At 72.2% G+C, this 15963-nt stretch carries 15 protein-coding genes and 1 pseudogene; 9 read left to right on the top strand and 7 right to left on the bottom strand.

From position 1 onward, the window contains the following. Positions 1 to 198: 198 nt before the first annotated feature. The 5 genes from ACFWP3_RS37330 to ACFWP3_RS37310 all read right to left on the bottom strand — a co-directional run bounded on the left by ACFWP3_RS37330 (position 199) and on the right by ACFWP3_RS37310 (position 3981). On the bottom strand, positions 199 to 954 hold the full coding sequence (locus tag ACFWP3_RS37330; RefSeq protein WP_384230304.1) for an SDR family oxidoreductase: 756 nt from the start codon (positions 952 to 954) through the stop codon (positions 199 to 201). Positions 955 to 963: 9 nt separating this feature from the next. Continuing rightward, the gene (locus ACFWP3_RS37325; protein WP_384230301.1) at positions 964 to 1758 is read right to left on the bottom strand and encodes an SURF1 family protein; all 795 of its coding nucleotides are present in this window, start codon (positions 1756 to 1758) and stop codon (positions 964 to 966) included. A gap of 128 nt (positions 1759 to 1886) precedes the next feature. Beyond that, positions 1887 to 2120, bottom strand: a complete 234-nt coding sequence (locus ACFWP3_RS37320; RefSeq protein ID WP_362302298.1) for a hypothetical protein — start codon at positions 2118 to 2120, stop codon at positions 1887 to 1889. Positions 2121 to 2206: 86 nt separating this feature from the next. After that, the gene (locus tag ACFWP3_RS37315) at positions 2207 to 3265 is read right to left on the bottom strand and encodes a DEDDh family exonuclease (protein WP_384230299.1); all 1059 of its coding nucleotides are present in this window, start codon (positions 3263 to 3265) and stop codon (positions 2207 to 2209) included. 65 nt (positions 3266 to 3330) lie between these two features. Further along, entirely contained in the window at positions 3331 to 3981 is a 651-nt protein-coding gene (locus tag ACFWP3_RS37310; protein ID WP_384230296.1) for a TetR/AcrR family transcriptional regulator, read from the bottom strand. A gap of 114 nt (positions 3982 to 4095) precedes the next feature. Between ACFWP3_RS37310 and ACFWP3_RS37305 the strand changes: the two genes are divergently transcribed. Genes ACFWP3_RS37305 through ACFWP3_RS37290 form a run of 4 tightly spaced genes read left to right on the top strand, consistent with a single transcriptional unit; the run spans position 4096 to position 8301 of the window. After that, a complete protein-coding gene (locus ACFWP3_RS37305; RefSeq protein WP_384230294.1) occupies positions 4096 to 4893 on the top strand; it encodes an acetoacetate decarboxylase family protein in 798 nt (265 codons plus the stop codon). Position 4894: 1 nt separating this feature from the next. Further along, a complete protein-coding gene (locus tag ACFWP3_RS37300; protein WP_384230292.1) occupies positions 4895 to 5779 on the top strand; it encodes an SDR family NAD(P)-dependent oxidoreductase in 885 nt (294 codons plus the stop codon). A 12-nt stretch (positions 5780 to 5791) separates the two neighbouring features. Next, positions 5792 to 7084, top strand: coding sequence for an amidohydrolase family protein (locus ACFWP3_RS37295; protein ID WP_384230290.1), 1293 nt, complete (start codon positions 5792 to 5794; stop codon positions 7082 to 7084). Then, on the top strand, positions 7081 to 8301 hold the full coding sequence (locus tag ACFWP3_RS37290) for an amidohydrolase family protein (protein ID WP_384230288.1): 1221 nt from the start codon (positions 7081 to 7083) through the stop codon (positions 8299 to 8301). The genes ACFWP3_RS37295 and ACFWP3_RS37290 overlap by 4 nt, the downstream gene beginning before the upstream one ends. Positions 8302 to 8330: 29 nt before the next feature. Here ACFWP3_RS37290 and ACFWP3_RS37285 read toward each other — a convergent pair whose 3' ends face one another. After that, a complete protein-coding gene (locus ACFWP3_RS37285; RefSeq protein WP_384230286.1) occupies positions 8331 to 9059 on the bottom strand; it encodes a hypothetical protein in 729 nt (242 codons plus the stop codon). 93 nt (positions 9060 to 9152) lie between these two features. Here ACFWP3_RS37285 and ACFWP3_RS37280 point away from each other — a divergent pair. From ACFWP3_RS37280 to ACFWP3_RS37270, 3 genes and pseudogenes are all read left to right on the top strand, one after another. Next, a pseudogene (locus tag ACFWP3_RS37280) lies at positions 9153 to 9987 on the top strand (sterol desaturase family protein); the annotation flags it as partial. 283 nt (positions 9988 to 10270) lie between these two features. Next, complete coding sequence (locus ACFWP3_RS37275) at positions 10271 to 10963, top strand: lysoplasmalogenase (RefSeq protein ID WP_384230284.1); 693 nt, start codon at positions 10271 to 10273, stop codon at positions 10961 to 10963. A 30-nt stretch (positions 10964 to 10993) separates the two neighbouring features. Next, a complete protein-coding gene (locus ACFWP3_RS37270) occupies positions 10994 to 12037 on the top strand; it encodes a zinc-dependent alcohol dehydrogenase family protein (RefSeq protein WP_384230281.1) in 1044 nt (347 codons plus the stop codon). A gap of 82 nt (positions 12038 to 12119) precedes the next feature. Here ACFWP3_RS37270 and ACFWP3_RS37265 read toward each other — a convergent pair whose 3' ends face one another. Next, on the bottom strand, positions 12120 to 13664 hold the full coding sequence (locus ACFWP3_RS37265) for a S8 family serine peptidase (protein ID WP_384230279.1): 1545 nt from the start codon (positions 13662 to 13664) through the stop codon (positions 12120 to 12122). 260 nt (positions 13665 to 13924) lie between these two features. Between ACFWP3_RS37265 and ACFWP3_RS37260 the strand changes: the two genes are divergently transcribed. Continuing rightward, entirely contained in the window at positions 13925 to 14296 is a 372-nt protein-coding gene (locus ACFWP3_RS37260; RefSeq protein WP_384230277.1) for a DUF485 domain-containing protein, read from the top strand. After that, positions 14293 to 15921: a cation acetate symporter gene (locus tag ACFWP3_RS37255; protein WP_384230274.1), complete on the top strand. Its 1629-nt coding sequence runs from the start codon at positions 14293 to 14295 to the stop codon at positions 15919 to 15921. The genes ACFWP3_RS37260 and ACFWP3_RS37255 overlap by 4 nt, the downstream gene beginning before the upstream one ends. Positions 15922 to 15963: the final 42 nt, after the last annotated feature.

The following is a 15963-nucleotide window of genomic DNA, read 5'->3' as shown; positions in this document are numbered from 1 at the left end:
AAGGTTCACCGGGTCGCGACGCTCCCCCAGCTACCGCTGGGAGGTGCCCCCAGGCACGGCACCTCGCCGCGTTGTCGGACCACGCAAGTACGTCCGGTACAAGCCGTGGCCCTCCGCCTTGCGATGCACCGCACCGGACGCCGCGACCCGGCAAACCTTCCCGGCCACAGCACTAGACGGCCCGGCCGGGCGGTGTCCTCAGAAGCCGTGCCGGGAGCCGCCGTCGACCGGGAGCATGATGCCCGTCAGGTAGGAGGCCGCCGGGGAGAGCAGGAACGCCGCCGTACGGCCGAACTCCTCCGGGGCGCCGTACCGCCGCAGCGGGATCCGGGACTCGTTCCCGGCCCGGGCCGCCGCCGCGTCCCCGGACAGTGCGTCGAGCTCCCGCACCCGGTCGGTGTCGATCCGGGCCGGCAGCAGGCCGACGACCCGGATCCCGCGCGGGCCGAGCTCCACCGAGAGGGACTTCGCGAAGCCGGCCAGGCCCGGGCGCAGGCCGTTGGAGATGGTGAGGCCGGGGATCGGCTCGTGGACCGAGCCCGACAGCACGAAGCCGATGACCCCGCCCTCGCCCAGCTCGGCGGCGGCCGCCCGGGCGAGGCGGACCGCGCCCAGGAAGACCGACTCGAAGGCGGCCGCCCACTGCTCGTCGGTGTTGTCGAGCGCGGAGCCCGGGGCGGGGCCGCCGACGCTGATGAGGATGCCGTCGAGGCGTCCGAAGCGCTCGCGCGCGGTCGCGATGAGCCGGCCGGCCGCCGCCGGGTCGGCGTTGTCGGCGGCCACCGCGACCACGTCCGGGCCGAGTTCGGCGGCGGCCGCGGCCGTCCGCTGCTCGTCGCGGCCCGTCAGGACGACGCGCGCGCCGTCGGCGGTCAGTTCCCGGGCGGCCGCGAAGCCGAGTCCGCGCGTGGCCCCGGTGACGATGTAGACACGGTCCTTCAGTCCAAGATCCATGCCGACACGCTACGCCGTCGCGGGCTCCCGTTCGCCGGCGGATCCGGATCGGGCCGCCTGTTCCTCGCGCTCGCGCTTCTCGCGCCGTACGAGGACCACCCAGCCGACCGGGACCGCGGACGCGAACAGCCACCACTGGACGGCGTACGCCATGTGCGCGCCGATGGAGTCGTGGTCGGGCTCGGCCACCGGCTGGGGGCTGCCGTCGGCCGGGGCCGGAGAGGTGAGTTCCAGGTAGCCGCCGAGCACGGGCCGGCCCAGGTACTGCGCCTGCTGGGTGCTGTTGATCAGCATGACCTGGCGGTCCGGCAGGCCCTTGCGGTCCTTGATGCCGCTGCTGCCGCTGGTCTCGTCGGCCTTGAGGCGGCCGGTGACCGTGACCTCGCCCGCGGGGGCGGCCGGCACCGGCGGGTACGCGCGGGGGTCGTCGCCGCCCGGGACCCAGCCCCGGTTGACGAGCACGGCCCGGCCGTCGCCGAGGACGAGCGGGGTCAGGACGTGGAAGCCGACCTTGTCGTCGTTGTCGGTCCGCATCCGGACGACCACCTCGTGCGCGGTGTCGTACGTGCCGGTCGCGGTGACCGCCCGCCAGAAGTCCGCGCGGGGGACCCGGTGGCCGGGGGAGGTGACCTCCGTCATGGGGACCGGCTTCGCCCGCAGGTTCTGCTCGATCAGCCCGTTCTGCGCGACCCGGTGCTCATGGCGGTGGAACTGCCAGAACCCCAGCTTGATCATCACGGGGATGAGGACGAGGGCGATGAGGGTGAGGCACACCCACTGCCGGGTCAGCACAAAGCGGTACACGCCCACGACGGTACCCCCAGCGGATCGGCCCCGGGCGGCCGGGTGGCCGTCCGGGGCCGGGCGGGCGGGCGGCCGTCCGGGGCCGGGCGGGCGGCGGGTCCGGGGGCGGAGCGTGCGGGGACGCGGTGTCAGACGTGGTCCTTGACGCCCACCTTCCCTTCCGCGCGGGCGCAGTGCGCCCCGCAGAACCACTGCCCCTCGACCTCGACGCCCTGTCCGATGATCTGGACCCGGCAGTGCTCGCAGATGGGCGCCATGCGGTGAATGGCGCAGGAGAAGCAGTCGAAGACGTGCACGGCGCCCTGCGCGTGCACCTCGAACGACATGCCGTAATCGTTTCCGCAGACCTCACAACGTGCCATGCGCCGCATGCTGCGCACGGCGGCGCACAGGAACAAGATCCACCGGGGTGAGTCGCCGCGCCGGCACCCACCCGGAGCAATCGGACTCAGTCCGCGGCGCGGTCCGGGGTGCCGTCCGTCGAGCCGTCTGTCGGGCCGTCCGTGGTGTCGGACGCGCTGCCGTCCGCGGTGCCGTCCTCCGCCGCTGCCGCCACGTCCCGCAGCAGCTGGGTGAAGGCGGCCTCGTCGACGACCGGCGTGCCGAAGGACTTCGCCTTGACCGTCTTCGAGGTCGCCGAGTCGGGGTCGTTCGTCACCAGCAGGCTGGTGAGCCGCGACACGCTCGTCGCGATGTGCAGGCCCGCCTCGACCGCACGGTCCTCCAGCAGCTCCCGGTCCACGGAGGTGTCGCCCGAGAAGGCGATCCGCATGCCCTGCTTCAGCGGGCTGCCGTCCTCGTAGCGCCCCGGGTTCGGGTGCGGGCACGGCGGCCGCTTGCGCGAGGGCCGCCAGCTGCCGCCCCGGTAGGAGGCCTGGTAGCCGACCCGCGGGGTGGCGGGGGAGTCGGACCACTCCGTCAGCGGCCGGCATTCCAGCAGGGGCAGCCGTACGCCGTCCCGCGCGGCCGCGTGCAGCGACGGACGGAAGGCCTCCGCCAGCACCCGGGCGTCGTCGAGCGCGTGGTGCGCGCGCTGCTGGACCACGCCGAAGTGCGCGGCGAGCGACTCCAGCTTGTGGTTGGGCAGCGGGAGGCCCAGCTCCTTCGACAGGGCGATGGTGCACAGCCGCTGACGGACCGGCGCGGTCTCGGCGGCCCGTGCGTACTCGCGGGCGATCATCTGCCAGTCGAAGATGGCGTTGTGCGCGACCAGCACCCGGTCGGCGAGCCGGCCCGCGAACTCCTCGGCGATGTCCTTGAAGAGCGGTGCGTCGCCGAGCATGTCGCTGGTGATCCCGTGGATCCACACCGGGCCGGGATCGCGCTGCGGGTTGACCAGCGTGTACCAGTGGTCCTCCACGTTGCCCTGTGCGTCGAGCCGGTAGACGGCGGCGGAGACTATCCGGTCGTCGCGAGCGAGTCCGGTGGTCTCCACGTCGACGACCGCGTACCCCTGCGGGTAGGCGGTCGGCCACGTCGTCTCTGCGGTCGTACGGTCGTCGAGCATGGTCACAGAGGATATCGGCCCCGACCGACAGCCGTGGCCGCGATGCCCCCGCCCCGACCGAGTCCCTAGCGCGGCGCCCGGCGCGGCACCTGGCCCGCCGGCGGCGCGAGCAGGGCGCGGACCAGGGCCTGTACGGAGAAGAGGAACAGCCGTTCCGGATCGGCCGGGCGGGCCAGCGCGCGGGCGAGCGCCGGATCGTGGGGGGCGTCCACCGGGTCCCAGAGCTCGCTCTCGGCGGGGGACTGGGCCGGTGCGCGCTCGCGGTTGCGCTCGACGAGGAGGAAGCCGACGATCTGGAACTGGATCGCGCGCACCGCGTCGGCCGCCCGGGTGCCGCGCAGTCCCGCCGCGTGCACCTCGTGCACCAGGGCCCGCTGCGCGGGCAGGAACATCCGCTCGGTGAGCCCGCGTTCGTGGACCATCGCGATCAGGTGCGGCCGCTCGCGCAGTTCGTGGCGCAGGGTCCGGGCCACCGACAGGATCCGGTCGGCCGGGGTGCGGCCGGCGGGCCGGATCGCGCCCATCTCCTCGACGGTCCGCCGTACGAGGGCGTCGAGCAGCGATTCGCGGTTGCCGACGTGCCAGTAGATGGAGGTCACCGCGGTGCCCAGCTCGGCGGCCAGTTTGCGCATGGTGAGGGCGGCCGGGCCGTGCTGCTTGACCAGGGACGCGGCGGCGTCCAGCACCTCGTCGCGGGTCAGCGTGCTTCTGCCCATGGATCCGGCCCACCCATCTGTCGGTCCGTCAGTTCTGGTGCGTGCAGGGGTCTTTACCCTTCATCGTCGGCGGTGTAACTGTGTTACAGAACCGAACGAGAGGTGGTGCGGGACATGGCACGCGTACGGTACGGAGCGCGCACCGAGGCCGAGATCGCGGCGTCGCGCGAGAAGAGTTCCAAGCTCCCCGACATCTGGTCCACCGGTGTGGTGGCCGTCTGGGAGAGCGACCCGGACGTGGTGGCGGCGGTCCTGCCGCCGCCGCTCAAGCCGGCCGACCGGCCGCTCGTCCGGGCCAACATCAGCAAGGTCGACCTCCCCGGCTACCCCCTGGGCGCCGGCTCGGTGGCCGTCGCCGCCCAGCACGGCGGGGTCCAGGGCTGGTACCCGCTGGTCATGCCGATGACCCACGAGCGCGCCCTGATCGGCGGCCGCGAGGTCTTCGGCGAACCGAAGAAGCTGGGCGAGGTCACCGTCGAGCGCGAGGGCCTGGTCGTACGGGCCGCCCTCGCCCGGCACGGCATCGCCTTCGTCGAGGTGCGCGGGGCCGTGGACCGCGAGCTGCCGCTGCCCGAGCCCACCCAGAAGACCGACTTCTACTTCAAGTTCCTCCCCGCCGTGGACGGTTCGGGATTCGACGCCGACCCCGTGCTCGTGCACTGCACCCGGAACGAGAAGGTCCGCAAGCTGGAGCACATCACCGGTGACGTGGTGCTCCGCGAGTCCATGTTCGATCCCGTCGCCGACCTGCCCGTCCGCCGGCTCGTGGAGATCACCATCGGCGAGAAGACCACCGACCAGAACGGCCGGGTCGTCGAGCGGGTCAGCGCCCAGGCCCTGCTCCCGTACATCCACCAGCGCTACGACGACCCGATGCAGATCCTGGACGGGCCGCCCGAGGGGAGGGTGTGACATGCGACTCGAACCGGGACAGGTGGCCGTCGTCACCGGAGCCGCCGGCGGGATCGGCCTGGCCATGGCCCGCCGCTTCGCCGCCGAGGGGATGAAGGTCGTCCTCGCCGACGTGGAGGAGGGCGCCCTGCGCAAGGCCGCCGACGACCTCGTCGCGGACGGGGCCGAGGTGCTCGCCCGGCTGGTCGACGTCAGCGACCGCGACTCCGTGCTCTCCCTCGCCGACGCGGCGTACGAGGCCTTCGGCGCGGTCCACGTGCTCTGCAACAACGCCGGCGTCGGCTCGGGCGCCGAGGGCCGGATGTGGGAGCACGAGCCCAACGACTGGAAGTGGGCCTTCTCCGTCAACGTGTGGGGCGTCTTCCACGGCATCCAGGCCTTCGTCCCCCGCATGATCGCCGCCGGCGGGCCGGGGCACGTCGTCAACACCTCCTCCGGCGACGGCGGCATCGCCCCGCTGCCCACCGCCTCCGTCTACGCCGTCACCAAGGCGGCCGTGGTCACCATGACCGAGTCCCTGTACGCCCACCTCAAGGCGGAGGGCGCGGCCGTCGGCGCCTCCGTCCTCTTCCCCGGACCGCACATGCTGCGCACCGGGCTGTGGGAGTCGCACCGCAACCGGCCCGAGCGGTACGCGAAGCAGCGCCCGCGCAAGACCCCGTACCGCAGCCTCGACCAGTACGAGGCCGCGATGAAGCAGGCCGGCCACGAGGTGAACTTCACCCCGGTCGAGGAGGTCGCCGAGCACGTCGTCGACGGCATCCGCGCCGACCGCTTCTGGATGCTCCCGGCCGGCGAGCACAGCGACCGGCAGATCCGCGCCCGGTCGCAGTCGATGCTCGACCGCGCCAACCCCGCCTACCTGGAGAGCTTCATCCTCGACTGAGGAGCGTCTGCCGTGAGTGACACCCCGTACGAAGACCCGTACCTGATCATCTCCTCCGACTGCCACGCGGGCCTGCCCACCGAGCGCTACCGCCCGTACCTCGACTCCCGCTTCCACCCCCAGTTCGACGAGTTCCTCGGCCGGCGCGACGCCCGCCGCGAGGAGGCCACCCGGCTCGGCGTGCGCAACGAGGCCTTCGCCGAGAAGTGGTTCCACGACCACGAGGAGGGGCTCAAGGGCGGCTGGGACACCGCCCAGCGGCTCAAGGAGCTCGACGGCGACGGCGTGGCCGCCGAGGTCGTCTTCCCCGACGCGGACGCCGTCGACAGCCAGACCGCCGCCCCCTTCGGGGTGGGCCTGGGCCTCTCCGGCGACCAGGACCCCGAACTGGGCATGGCGGGCGCGCAGGCGCACAACCGCTGGCTGGCGGAGTTCGTCGGGCAGAACCCCGAAAGGCACTGCGGGGTCGCGCTCCTGCCCATCACCGGGGAGCCGGACAAGGTCGTCGCCGAGATCCACCGGGCCAAGGAGTCCGGGCTGGGCGCGCTGATGATCCCCTCCATGTGGGTGGACAAGGCGCCCTACCACGACCGCCGCTACGACCCCGTCTGGGCGGCCGCCGCCGAGACGGCGATGCCGATCGTGACCCACTCCGGCGCCGCGCCCCGCCACGAGTACGGCGACCACCTCGGGATCTACGTCTCCGAGGTCACCTGGTGGCCCGCCCGGCCGCTGTGGTTCCTGCTCTGGTCCGGGGTCTTCGAGCGGCACCCGGGGCTGAAGTTCGGCGTGGCCGAGTCGGGCTGCTGGTGGCTGCCGAACCAGCTGTGGTTCATGGACCGCCTCTACCTCGGCGCCCACGGCGGCAAGAAGCTCTCGCCCTTCGCGGAGCTGAAGCGCCCGCCGAGCGAGTACCTGGACCGGCAGGTGTTCGTCTGCGCGACGAACACCAAGCGCCGGGAACTGGCCCAGCGCTACGAGATCGGCGTGGACAACATCCTGTGGGGCTCGGACTTCCCGCACCCCGAGGGCACCTGGCCCGACACCCGGAACTGGCTGCGCAAGACCTTCCACGACATCCCGGTGGCCGAGACCCGCCGGATGCTCGGACTGGCCGCCGCCGAGGTCTTCGGCTTCGACACGGACAAGCTCGCCCCCGTGGCCCGCCGGATCGGCCCGACCCCGGCCGAGCTGGGCCAGTCCCCGGACCAGGCGGCGGTGGAGGCCTCCTGGGCCCGCTCCCGCGAGGTGGGCCGGCACTGGCTGACCGACAACGAGTTCCCGGTCCTGGGGGTGTCGCGGTGACGGAGGACCGCTACACGGTCATCTCGGCGGACTGCCACGCGGGCGCCGACCTGCTCGACTACAGGCCGTACCTCGAGAAGCGCTACCACGACGACTTCGACGCCTGGGCCGCCACGTACGTGAACCCGTACGAGGACCTCCTCGCGGACACGGCCGACCGGAACTGGAACTCGGCGCGGCGGCTGGCGGAGCTGGAGGCCGACGGGATCGTCGCCGAGGTCGTCTTCCCCAACACCATCCCGCCGTTCTTCCCCAAGGCCTCCCTGATGGCCCAGCCTCCGACGGCCGCGGAGTACGAGATGCGCTGGGCCGGCCTCCAGGCCCACAACCGCTGGCTGGCGGACTTCTGCGCGGACGCGCCGGGCCGGCGGGCGGGCGTGGTGCAGATCCTGCTCAACGACGTGGACGCGGCGGTGCGGGAGATCCGCCGCACGAAGGAGGCCGGCCTGACGGGCGGCATCCTGCTGCCCGGCGTCCCGCCCGGCTCCACCGTCCCCGAGCTGTACTCGGCGGTGTACGACCCGATCTGGGCGGTGTGCGCGGAACTGGACGTGCCGGTCAACCACCACGGAGGGTCGGCCTCGCCGCCGCTGGGGGACGAACCGGCCGCCCGTGCGGTCTTCATGGTGGAGACCACCTGGTTCTCGCACCGCGCCCTGTGGCACCTCATCTTCGGCGGCGCCTTCCGCCGCAACCCGGGCCTCAGGCTGGTCCTGACGGAGCAGGGCTCCGGCTGGATCCCGGGGGTGCTGGAGATGCTGGACTACTACCACGGCCGGCTGGTCGCGGCCTCCTCGACGGCCGAGTCCAAGTTCGGTGCGGGGTTGGCCGATTCGATGGGCAAGGGCCCGGGCGAGGTCTGGCGCGACAACTGCTTCGTGGGGGCGAGCTTCATGCGCCCCCACGAGGTCCCGCTGCGGGAGCGGATCGGCCTCGACAAGATCATGTGGGGCAGCGACTACCCCCACGACGAGGGCACCACCCCCTTCTCCCGCGAAGGCCTCCGCATCGCCTACGCGGGCCTTCCGCGGGCCGAGGTCGCCGCGATGGTCGGCGGCAACGCGGCCCGCGTCTACGGCTTCGACCTCCCGCTGCTGGACGCGCTGGCGGCGAAGCACGGCCCGCTGGCCTCGGACATCGCCGAGCCCCTGACGGAAATCCCGCCCCAGGCCACGAGCCCGGCCTTCGCGAAGGGGGGGTCGGTGCGGGTCTGGTGACGTGCGGTTCCCGCCGGGGCGGAGACGGGCTACATGAACCTGATTCGCTCCGGCGGGATGCCCTCGGTTCCGGTGACCGGACTGTTGCCGTAGACCTCGATGACGAGGTTGTCGGCATGGACCAGGGGAGACAGGTCCGCGGGCGTTTCACAGACTCCGAAGAGTTGCAGTCGCCCGTGTGCTTGCGCGATGTACTCGGAGTAGCGCTGCTCGAAGGCGTACGCGGCTCCGTCGAAGGGGTCCGTCAGCCGGTCCACCGCCCGCGCCAGCTCCCCGGTGCGCCGCACCAGTTCCACATCGGCCCGGGCCCCGAAGCCCGGCAGGGTCGTCGCGTACTCCACCGCGTGTGCGCAGCACAGCCGGAGCAGCCGCCCGTACAGGGCCTCGGCGGCGGGTGAGAGGCCGGCCGGGGGCCGGGGCACGGCCGCGGCCAGGTCCGCCGGGTGCAGGTCCGCCGCGAACAGGGCCTGCGCGTCCAGCGGGCCGAGCGCGGCGAAGGCGTCGCCGACCGCGTCGAGCGCGGCCAGCCGCTCGTGATCCGGGAGGGAGTCGCACGCCGGGCCCAGGCGGGCCGCCAGGGTGCGCGTCAGCTCCCGTACCTCCCCGTCGCCGAGCCGCACGGGCCGCCGCCAGCGCGGCGCCGGCCGTGCCGGGTCCGGGGTAAGGCCCGCGCCGGGGGCCCGGGACAGGGCAGATCTGACCAGGGCGCTCGCCGCCGTGCCCGCCACCCGTAAGAGAACCGTCTCGAAACCCGTCATCCCCCACCCTCTCCGAACCGTCGGTAACCCCGACGGATACCGATCGGTAACAACCCCTAGCGGCACCCCTGAGGCCGCCTCTATGGTGCGCACATGCCGAACCTGCCCGATGTCGTGCTGTGGTCCATACCCGCCTTCGTGCTGCTCACCGTCATCGAGGTGGTCAGCTACCGGCTCCATCCCGACGAGGACGCCGTCGGGTACGACACCAAGGACGCGGCCACGAGCATCACCATGGGGCTCGGCAGCATCGGCTTCGACCTGCTCTGGAAGATCCCGGTCGTCGCCGTCTTCACCGCCGTCTACGAACTCACCCCGCTGCGGGTGCCGTTCCTGTGGTGGACCCTCCTGCTGATGCTGCTCGTGCAGGACTTCCTCTACTACTGGCAGCACCGCCTGCACCACGTCATCCGCATCCTGTGGGCCTGCCACGTGGTCCACCACAGCAGCCGCCGGTTCAACCTGACCACCGCCCTGCGCCAGCCCTGGACCAGCGCCACCACCTGGTGGTTCTACCTGCCGATGGTGGCCGTCGGCGTGCATCCCGCGGCGATCCCGTTCTGCTACGGGCTCAACCTGCTGTACCAGTTCTGGGTGCACACCGAGCGCATCGGGAAGCTGCCCCGGGCCTACGAGTACGTGTTCAACACCCCCTCCCACCACCGCGTCCACCACGCGTCCCAGGGCGGGTACCTGGACCGCAACTTCGGCGGGATCCTGATCGTCTGGGACCGGGTGTTCGGCTCGTGGGTGGGGGAGACGGAACGGCCCGTGTACGGGCTCACCAAGAACATCGGCACGCACAACCCGCTGCGCGTGGCCACCCACGAGTACGCCGCCATCGCGCGCGACGTCCGCGCCGCGAGCAGCTGGCGCGAGCGCGCCGGGCGCGTGTTCCGCGGCCCCGGCTGGCAGCCCGCCCCGCCGACCGAAGCCTGGTCTGCCGAAGCCGCGCGGGCCGAAGCCGCGCGGGCCGAAGCCGCGCGGGCCGAAGCCGCGCGGGCCGAAGCCCCGCGGGCCGAAGCCCGGTCGGCAGAAGCCCCGCGGGCCGAAGCCTGGTCGGCCGAAGTCCCGCGGGCAGAAGCCCGGTCAGCCGAAGCCGCCCCCGCCCCCGCCCCCGCCGCGCCCGCCGCCGCAGCCGCGCCCGCCGCCGAAGCCGCTCCCGCCTCCGCGCCCGCGCCCGCCGCCGCCCCGAAGCCGGAGCACGCCGCGTGAGCGCCGCCGGGTCCCGTACGCCGTCCTGGGCGCGCCCCGTGCCCGCAGGCGGCGCCGCCGGCTCCCGGGCGCTGCTCGGCGCCTTCGCCGCGGCCGCCGCCGTCGACCTCGTATCGCTGCTCGCCGACTGGCACCTCGGGCACGTCCTCGCGAAGCCGCTGCTGATGCCCCTGCTGGTGGCGTACGTGATCACCCGCGGGGCGCCCCGCCTGCTGGTCGCCGCCCTGCTGTTCGGCTGGGGCGGGGACCTGGCGCTGCTCTTCGACGCCGAGGCCGCCTTCCTGATCGGCATGGGCTCCTTCGCCGTCGGGCACGTCTGCTACCTCGTGCTCTTCGGCCGGCGCGCGGCCAACCCGCTGCTCGGCGGCGCGTACCTGCTCGCGCTGCTCGGCACCATCGGCCTGATGTGGCCGGACCTCCCCGCCGACCTGCGGATACCCGTCGCCGGGTACAGCCTGTTGCTCACCGCGATGGCCTTCCGCTCCAGCGCCCTCGGGCTGCGGGCCGGGATCGGCGGGGCGCTGTTCCTGATCTCCGACACGCTCATCGCGACCGGGGTCGCCGACTGGCCGCAGCTGCCCCGGCCCGACTTCTGGATCATGGCGACGTACCTGGCCGCCCAGTACCTGCTGGCCACGGGCGCACTCACCGCGGCGCAGGCGTACCGTAGGCAGGTCATACAAGACTGAACGACCCCCTAGCCGGAGGACAGCACCACCATGCGCGCCACCGTCATCCACGCCCCGCACGACATCCGCGTGGAGGAGGTGCCCGACGCTGCGATCCAGCGCCCCGAGGACGCCGTCGTCCGCGTCCTGCGCGCCTGCATCTGCGGCAGCGACCTGTGGGCCTACCGCGGCGAAGCCGCCCGCCAGCCCGGCCAGCGGATCGGCCACGAGTTCCTCGGCGTCGTCGAGGAGACCGGCTCCGCCGTCTCGGGCCTGCGCGCCGGGGACCTGGTCGTCGCGCCCTTCATGTGGTCCGACGGCACCTGCGACTACTGCTCCGAAGGCCTGTACACCTCCTGCGTGCACGGCGGCTTCTGGGGCTCGGTCGGCCACGACGGCGGCCAGGGCGAGGCCGTCCGCGTCCCGCACGCCGACGGCACCCTGGTGAAGCTGCCCGCCGAGGCCGTCTCCGACGACCACCTGCTGACCGGGCTGCTCGCGCTCTCCGATGTCATGGGCACCGGCCACCACGCCGCGCTGGGCGCGGGCGTGCGCAAGGGCTCCACGGTCGCCGTCGTCGGTGACGGCGCCGTCGGCCTGTGCGGCGTCCTCGCAGCCAAGCGCCTCGGCGCCGAGCGGATCATCGCCCTGGGCCGGCACGCCGCCCGTACGGACATAGCCAGGCTCTTCGGGGCCACCGACGTCGTCGCCGAGCGCGGGGAGGCCGCCGAGGCGGCCGTCCGCGAGCTCACCGGCGGCCAGGGCGCGCACGCCGTCATCGAGGCGGTCGGCACGGAGCAGTCCATGCGCACCGCCGTGAACATCACCCGCGACGGAGGGGCGATCGGCTACGTCGGCGTGCCGCACGGCAGCGGCACCGGTCTCGACCTCGGTGTGATGTTCGACCGCAACATCACCCTGCGCGGAGGCGTGGCCCCGGTCCGCGCCTACCTCCCGGAGCTGCTCGAGGACGTGCTCAGCGGGGCCATCGACCCGTCGCCGGTCTTCGACCGGGCCGTGTCCCTGGACGAGGTCCCGGAGGGCTACCGCGCCATGGACGACCGCAGCGCGCTCAAGGTGCTGATCAAGCCCTGACGGCCGACGGCTGATACGGGGAAGGGCCGGACGGGATGGTCCCCGTCCGGCCCTTCCGCACATCAGCCGGTGTGCCGGCCCGTTACTTGACGGCCTTCAGCGCGTCGACCACGCCGTAGCCGTAGTAGCCGGTCTGGCCCCACTTGCTCTCGCAGGTGGTGGCGTCGATCAGGGTGCCCGCGGCGTTGTAGATCTTCGCCGGGCAGGAGGCCTTGGTGGCCTGGCCCTTCAGCATCGCCTGGACCTGCGAGGGCGTTGCCGACGGGTGGGCGCTCTTGATGAGCGCCGCGACGCCCGCGACGTGCGGGGCGGCCATCGAGGTGCCCTGCTTGTAGCCGTAGCCGCCGCCCGGGACGGTCGACAGCACGCGGCCGTTGGCGTCCGGCGTGGCCGGCACCTGCCACTTGTCGCCGCCCGGTCCGGCGACGTCCACGACGCCGAGGCCGTAGCTGGAGTAGTACGAGCGCAGCCCCTGGTCACCGGTGGCCGAGACCGTGACCACGCCCGGCAGCTGGGTCGGCAGGTCCAGGCAGACCTTGGGGTCGATGGTGCGCGGCACCGGGGTGGTGTCGTTCGGGCTGGTGTCGTCCAGGATCGAGTCCCCGGCGAGGTCGTGGTCGGAGTTGCCGGCCGAGGCGACGTGGAGCGTGCCCTTGCGCTCGGCGTACTTGGTGGCCCGGCCGATGGCCTCCACCAGCGCCTTCTGGTCGTCGTCCGCCTTGCAGTTGTAGAGCCAGGGGTCGACGTAGTAGCTGTTGTTGGTCACCTCGATCCCCTTCTCGGCGGCGAACATGAAGCCGCAGACGACCGCCTCGGTGTAGAAGAGGCTGGTCCCGGGCTCGCTCACCTTGATGCCGGCGACCTTGACGCCGGGCGCGACACCGCTGACGCCGATGCCGTTGCGCGCGGCCGCGATGGTGCCGGCCACGTGCGTGCCGTGGTCGCTGCCGTCCACGTAGGGACGCCAGGCGCCCTCGGAGGTGTCCGCGACGCCGCCGACGCAGTTGGCCGACTGCTCCTTGGAGAAGTTCGCCGCGAGATCGGGGTGAGTGTCGTCGACACCTGTGTCGATGACGCCCACGGTGACGCTCCGGCTGCCATCGTTGATCTTGTGAGCCTGATCGGCCTTGATCGTCCGCAGATCCCACTGGTTGGGCTCCAGCGGCTCCTGACCCTCCTGGGCCGCCGCTGCCGCCTTGGCGGCGTCCGCCGCGCTCAGCTGCTGGGTCGCACCCTCCTCGGTGGTCTGCACCGCCGAGAGGGGGGCCGTACGGGTGGCGCCGACCGAGACGAACAGGCCGCGGTTGGCGCGCAGCTGCTTGGCGAAGTCCGGGTTCTGGGAGTGCGCGACGACGACGCCGATCTGCTCATAGGCCGTCACCACCGTTCCGCCGGCCCGCTCGATGGCCTTCTTCGCCGCCTTCACCGTGGCATAGGCGTTGAGGTTCGCCACGTACGACAGCTTGGGGCCGTTGGTCTCGGCCCTCGAAGCCGCGGCCGCGTCCGCCGTGTTGCCGAGCGGAGCGGCTGACGCCGAGACCGCGGGCAGGAAGGCGAGCGACGCGGTGAGCGCCAGGCCGACCGGTACGGCGAGAGCGCGCCGGCGGCCGGATCCCAGATGAGCCATGGGTTCTCCACATCATCCTTGAAAAGAAGCCCGTCCGGACGTGGTCACGGCGGACGGGTTCATGACATGGGGAACCTAGTGCCGGTGTTCCCCATTCCGCCATCAGTTCGAGAAATCAGTTCCCAAAGAAGCGCCAGGTGTTGAACCGTCCCGACGCGCCGGCCGTGCCGTTGACAGGGGCGTCAGCACCACCGTCCCCCCACACGGAGGTTGTTTTGTCCGTCGTCCCGACCGCACCCGCGTCACAAGGAGAACCCCCCGTGACCACCGAAGCAGCGCCGCCGCCCGGCAGCACGGGAACGCCCCAGGCGACTCCCGGCCCCACGGCCGAAGCATTCGCAACCGTCCAGCAGAGTGCCGAGTTCGCCGAACTGCGCCGCTCCTACCGGTCCTTCGCGTTCCCCCTCACCGTGGCCTTCATCGCCTGGTACCTGCTCTACGTGCTGCTGTCCAGCTACGCGGGCGGCTTCATGGGAACCAAGCTCTTCGGCAACATCAACGTCGCCCTCGTGCTCGGGCTCGCCCAGTTCGCGACGACCTTCCTGATCGCCTGGCTGTACTCGCGGCACGCCGCCGCCAAGCTCGACCCCAAGGCCTCGGCCATCAAGGCGCGGATGGAGGCCGGGGAATGAGCGGCACGCTCCACCTGACCACGGTCGCCGCCGGAGCCTCCGAGCACCGCCCGCTGATCATCACCCTGTTCGGCCTGTTCGTCGTCGCCACCCTGATCATCACGATCTGGGCCGGCCGCCAGACCAAGGACGCCGCCGACTTCTACGCCGGCGGCCGCCAGTTCACCGGCTTCCAGAACGGCCTCGCCATCTCCGGCGACTACATGTCCGCCGCGTCCTTCCTCGGCATCGCCGGAGCCATCGCCCTCTTCGGCTACGACGGCTTCCTCTACTCCATCGGCTTCCTCGTCGCCTGGCTGGTCGCGCTGCTGCTCGTCGCCGAGCCGCTGCGCAACTCCGGCCGCTACACGATGGGCGACGTCCTCGCCTACCGGATGCGCCAGCGGCCCGTCCGCACCGCCGCGGGCACCTCCACCATCGTGGTCTCGATCTTCTACCTGCTCGCCCAGATGGCCGGCGCCGGCGTGCTCGTCTCGCTGCTCCTCGGCATCACCAGCGACGGCGGCAAGGTCGCGGTCGTCGCTCTGGTCGGCGTACTGATGATCGTCTACGTGACGATCGGCGGTATGAAGGGCACCACCTGGGTCCAGATGATCAAGGCTGTCCTGCTCATCGCGGGCGCCCTGCTGATCACCCTCCTGGTGCTGGTGAAGTTCAACTTCAACATCTCCACGCTGCTCGGACAGGCCGCGGAGAACAGCGGCCAGGGCACCAAGTTCCTGGAACCGGGGCTCAAGTACGGCAAGGACTCGCTCAGCAAGCTCGACTTCATCTCGCTGGGCCTGGCCCTGGTGCTCGGCACCGCCGGCCTGCCGCACATCCTGATCCGCTTCTACACCGTGCCCACCGCCAAGGCCGCCCGCAAGTCCGTGAACTGGGCCATCGGCATCATCGGAGCCTTCTACCTGATGACCATCGCCCTCGGCTTCGGCGCCGCCGCCCTGCTCAAGCGGGACGACATCCTGGCCTCGAACAAGGCGGGCAACACCGCGGCCCCGCTGCTCGCCCAGGAGATCGGCGGCGGCGCGGGTTCCACCGGCGGCGCGATCCTGCTCGCCGTGATCTCCGCGGTCGCCTTCGCCACCATCCTCGCCGTGGTCGCGGGCCTCACCCTGGCCTCGTCCTCGTCCTTCGCGCACGACCTGTACGTCAACGTCATCCGCAAGGGCAAGGCCACCGAGAAGGAGGAGGTGAGCGCGGCCCGCTGGTCCACCGTGGTCATCGGCGCCGTCGCCATCGGCCTGGGCGCCCTCGCCCGCGACCTGAACGTCGCCGGCCTCGTCGCCCTCGCGTTCGCGGTCGCCGCGTCCGCCAACCTGCCGACGATCCTCTACAGCCTCTTCTGGAAGCGCTTCAGCACCCAGGGCGCGCTCTGGTCCATCTACGGCGGCCTGATCTCGGCGGTCGGCCTGGTGCTCTTCTCCCCGGTCGTCTCCGGGAAGCCCACCTCGATGTTCAAGGACGCCGACTTCTACTGGTTCCCGCTGGAGAACCCCGGCATCATCTCCATCCCGCTCGGCTTCCTGCTGGGCTGGCTGGGAACCGTCCTGTCGAAGGAGAAGGCCGACCCGCAGAAGTTCGCCGAGCTGGAAGTCCGCTCCCTCACCGGAACAGGCGCTCACTGAGATCGTCCGAACACCCAGCGTGGCCGCGTCGTACTTCCATAC

The organism is Streptomyces sp. NPDC058525 (genome assembly GCF_042719495.1).
GTDB lineage: Bacteria > Actinomycetota > Actinomycetes > Streptomycetales > Streptomycetaceae > Streptomyces.
The sequence above is the reverse complement of the archived record's forward strand: the minus strand, read 5'-3'. Positions and strand labels throughout refer to the sequence as shown.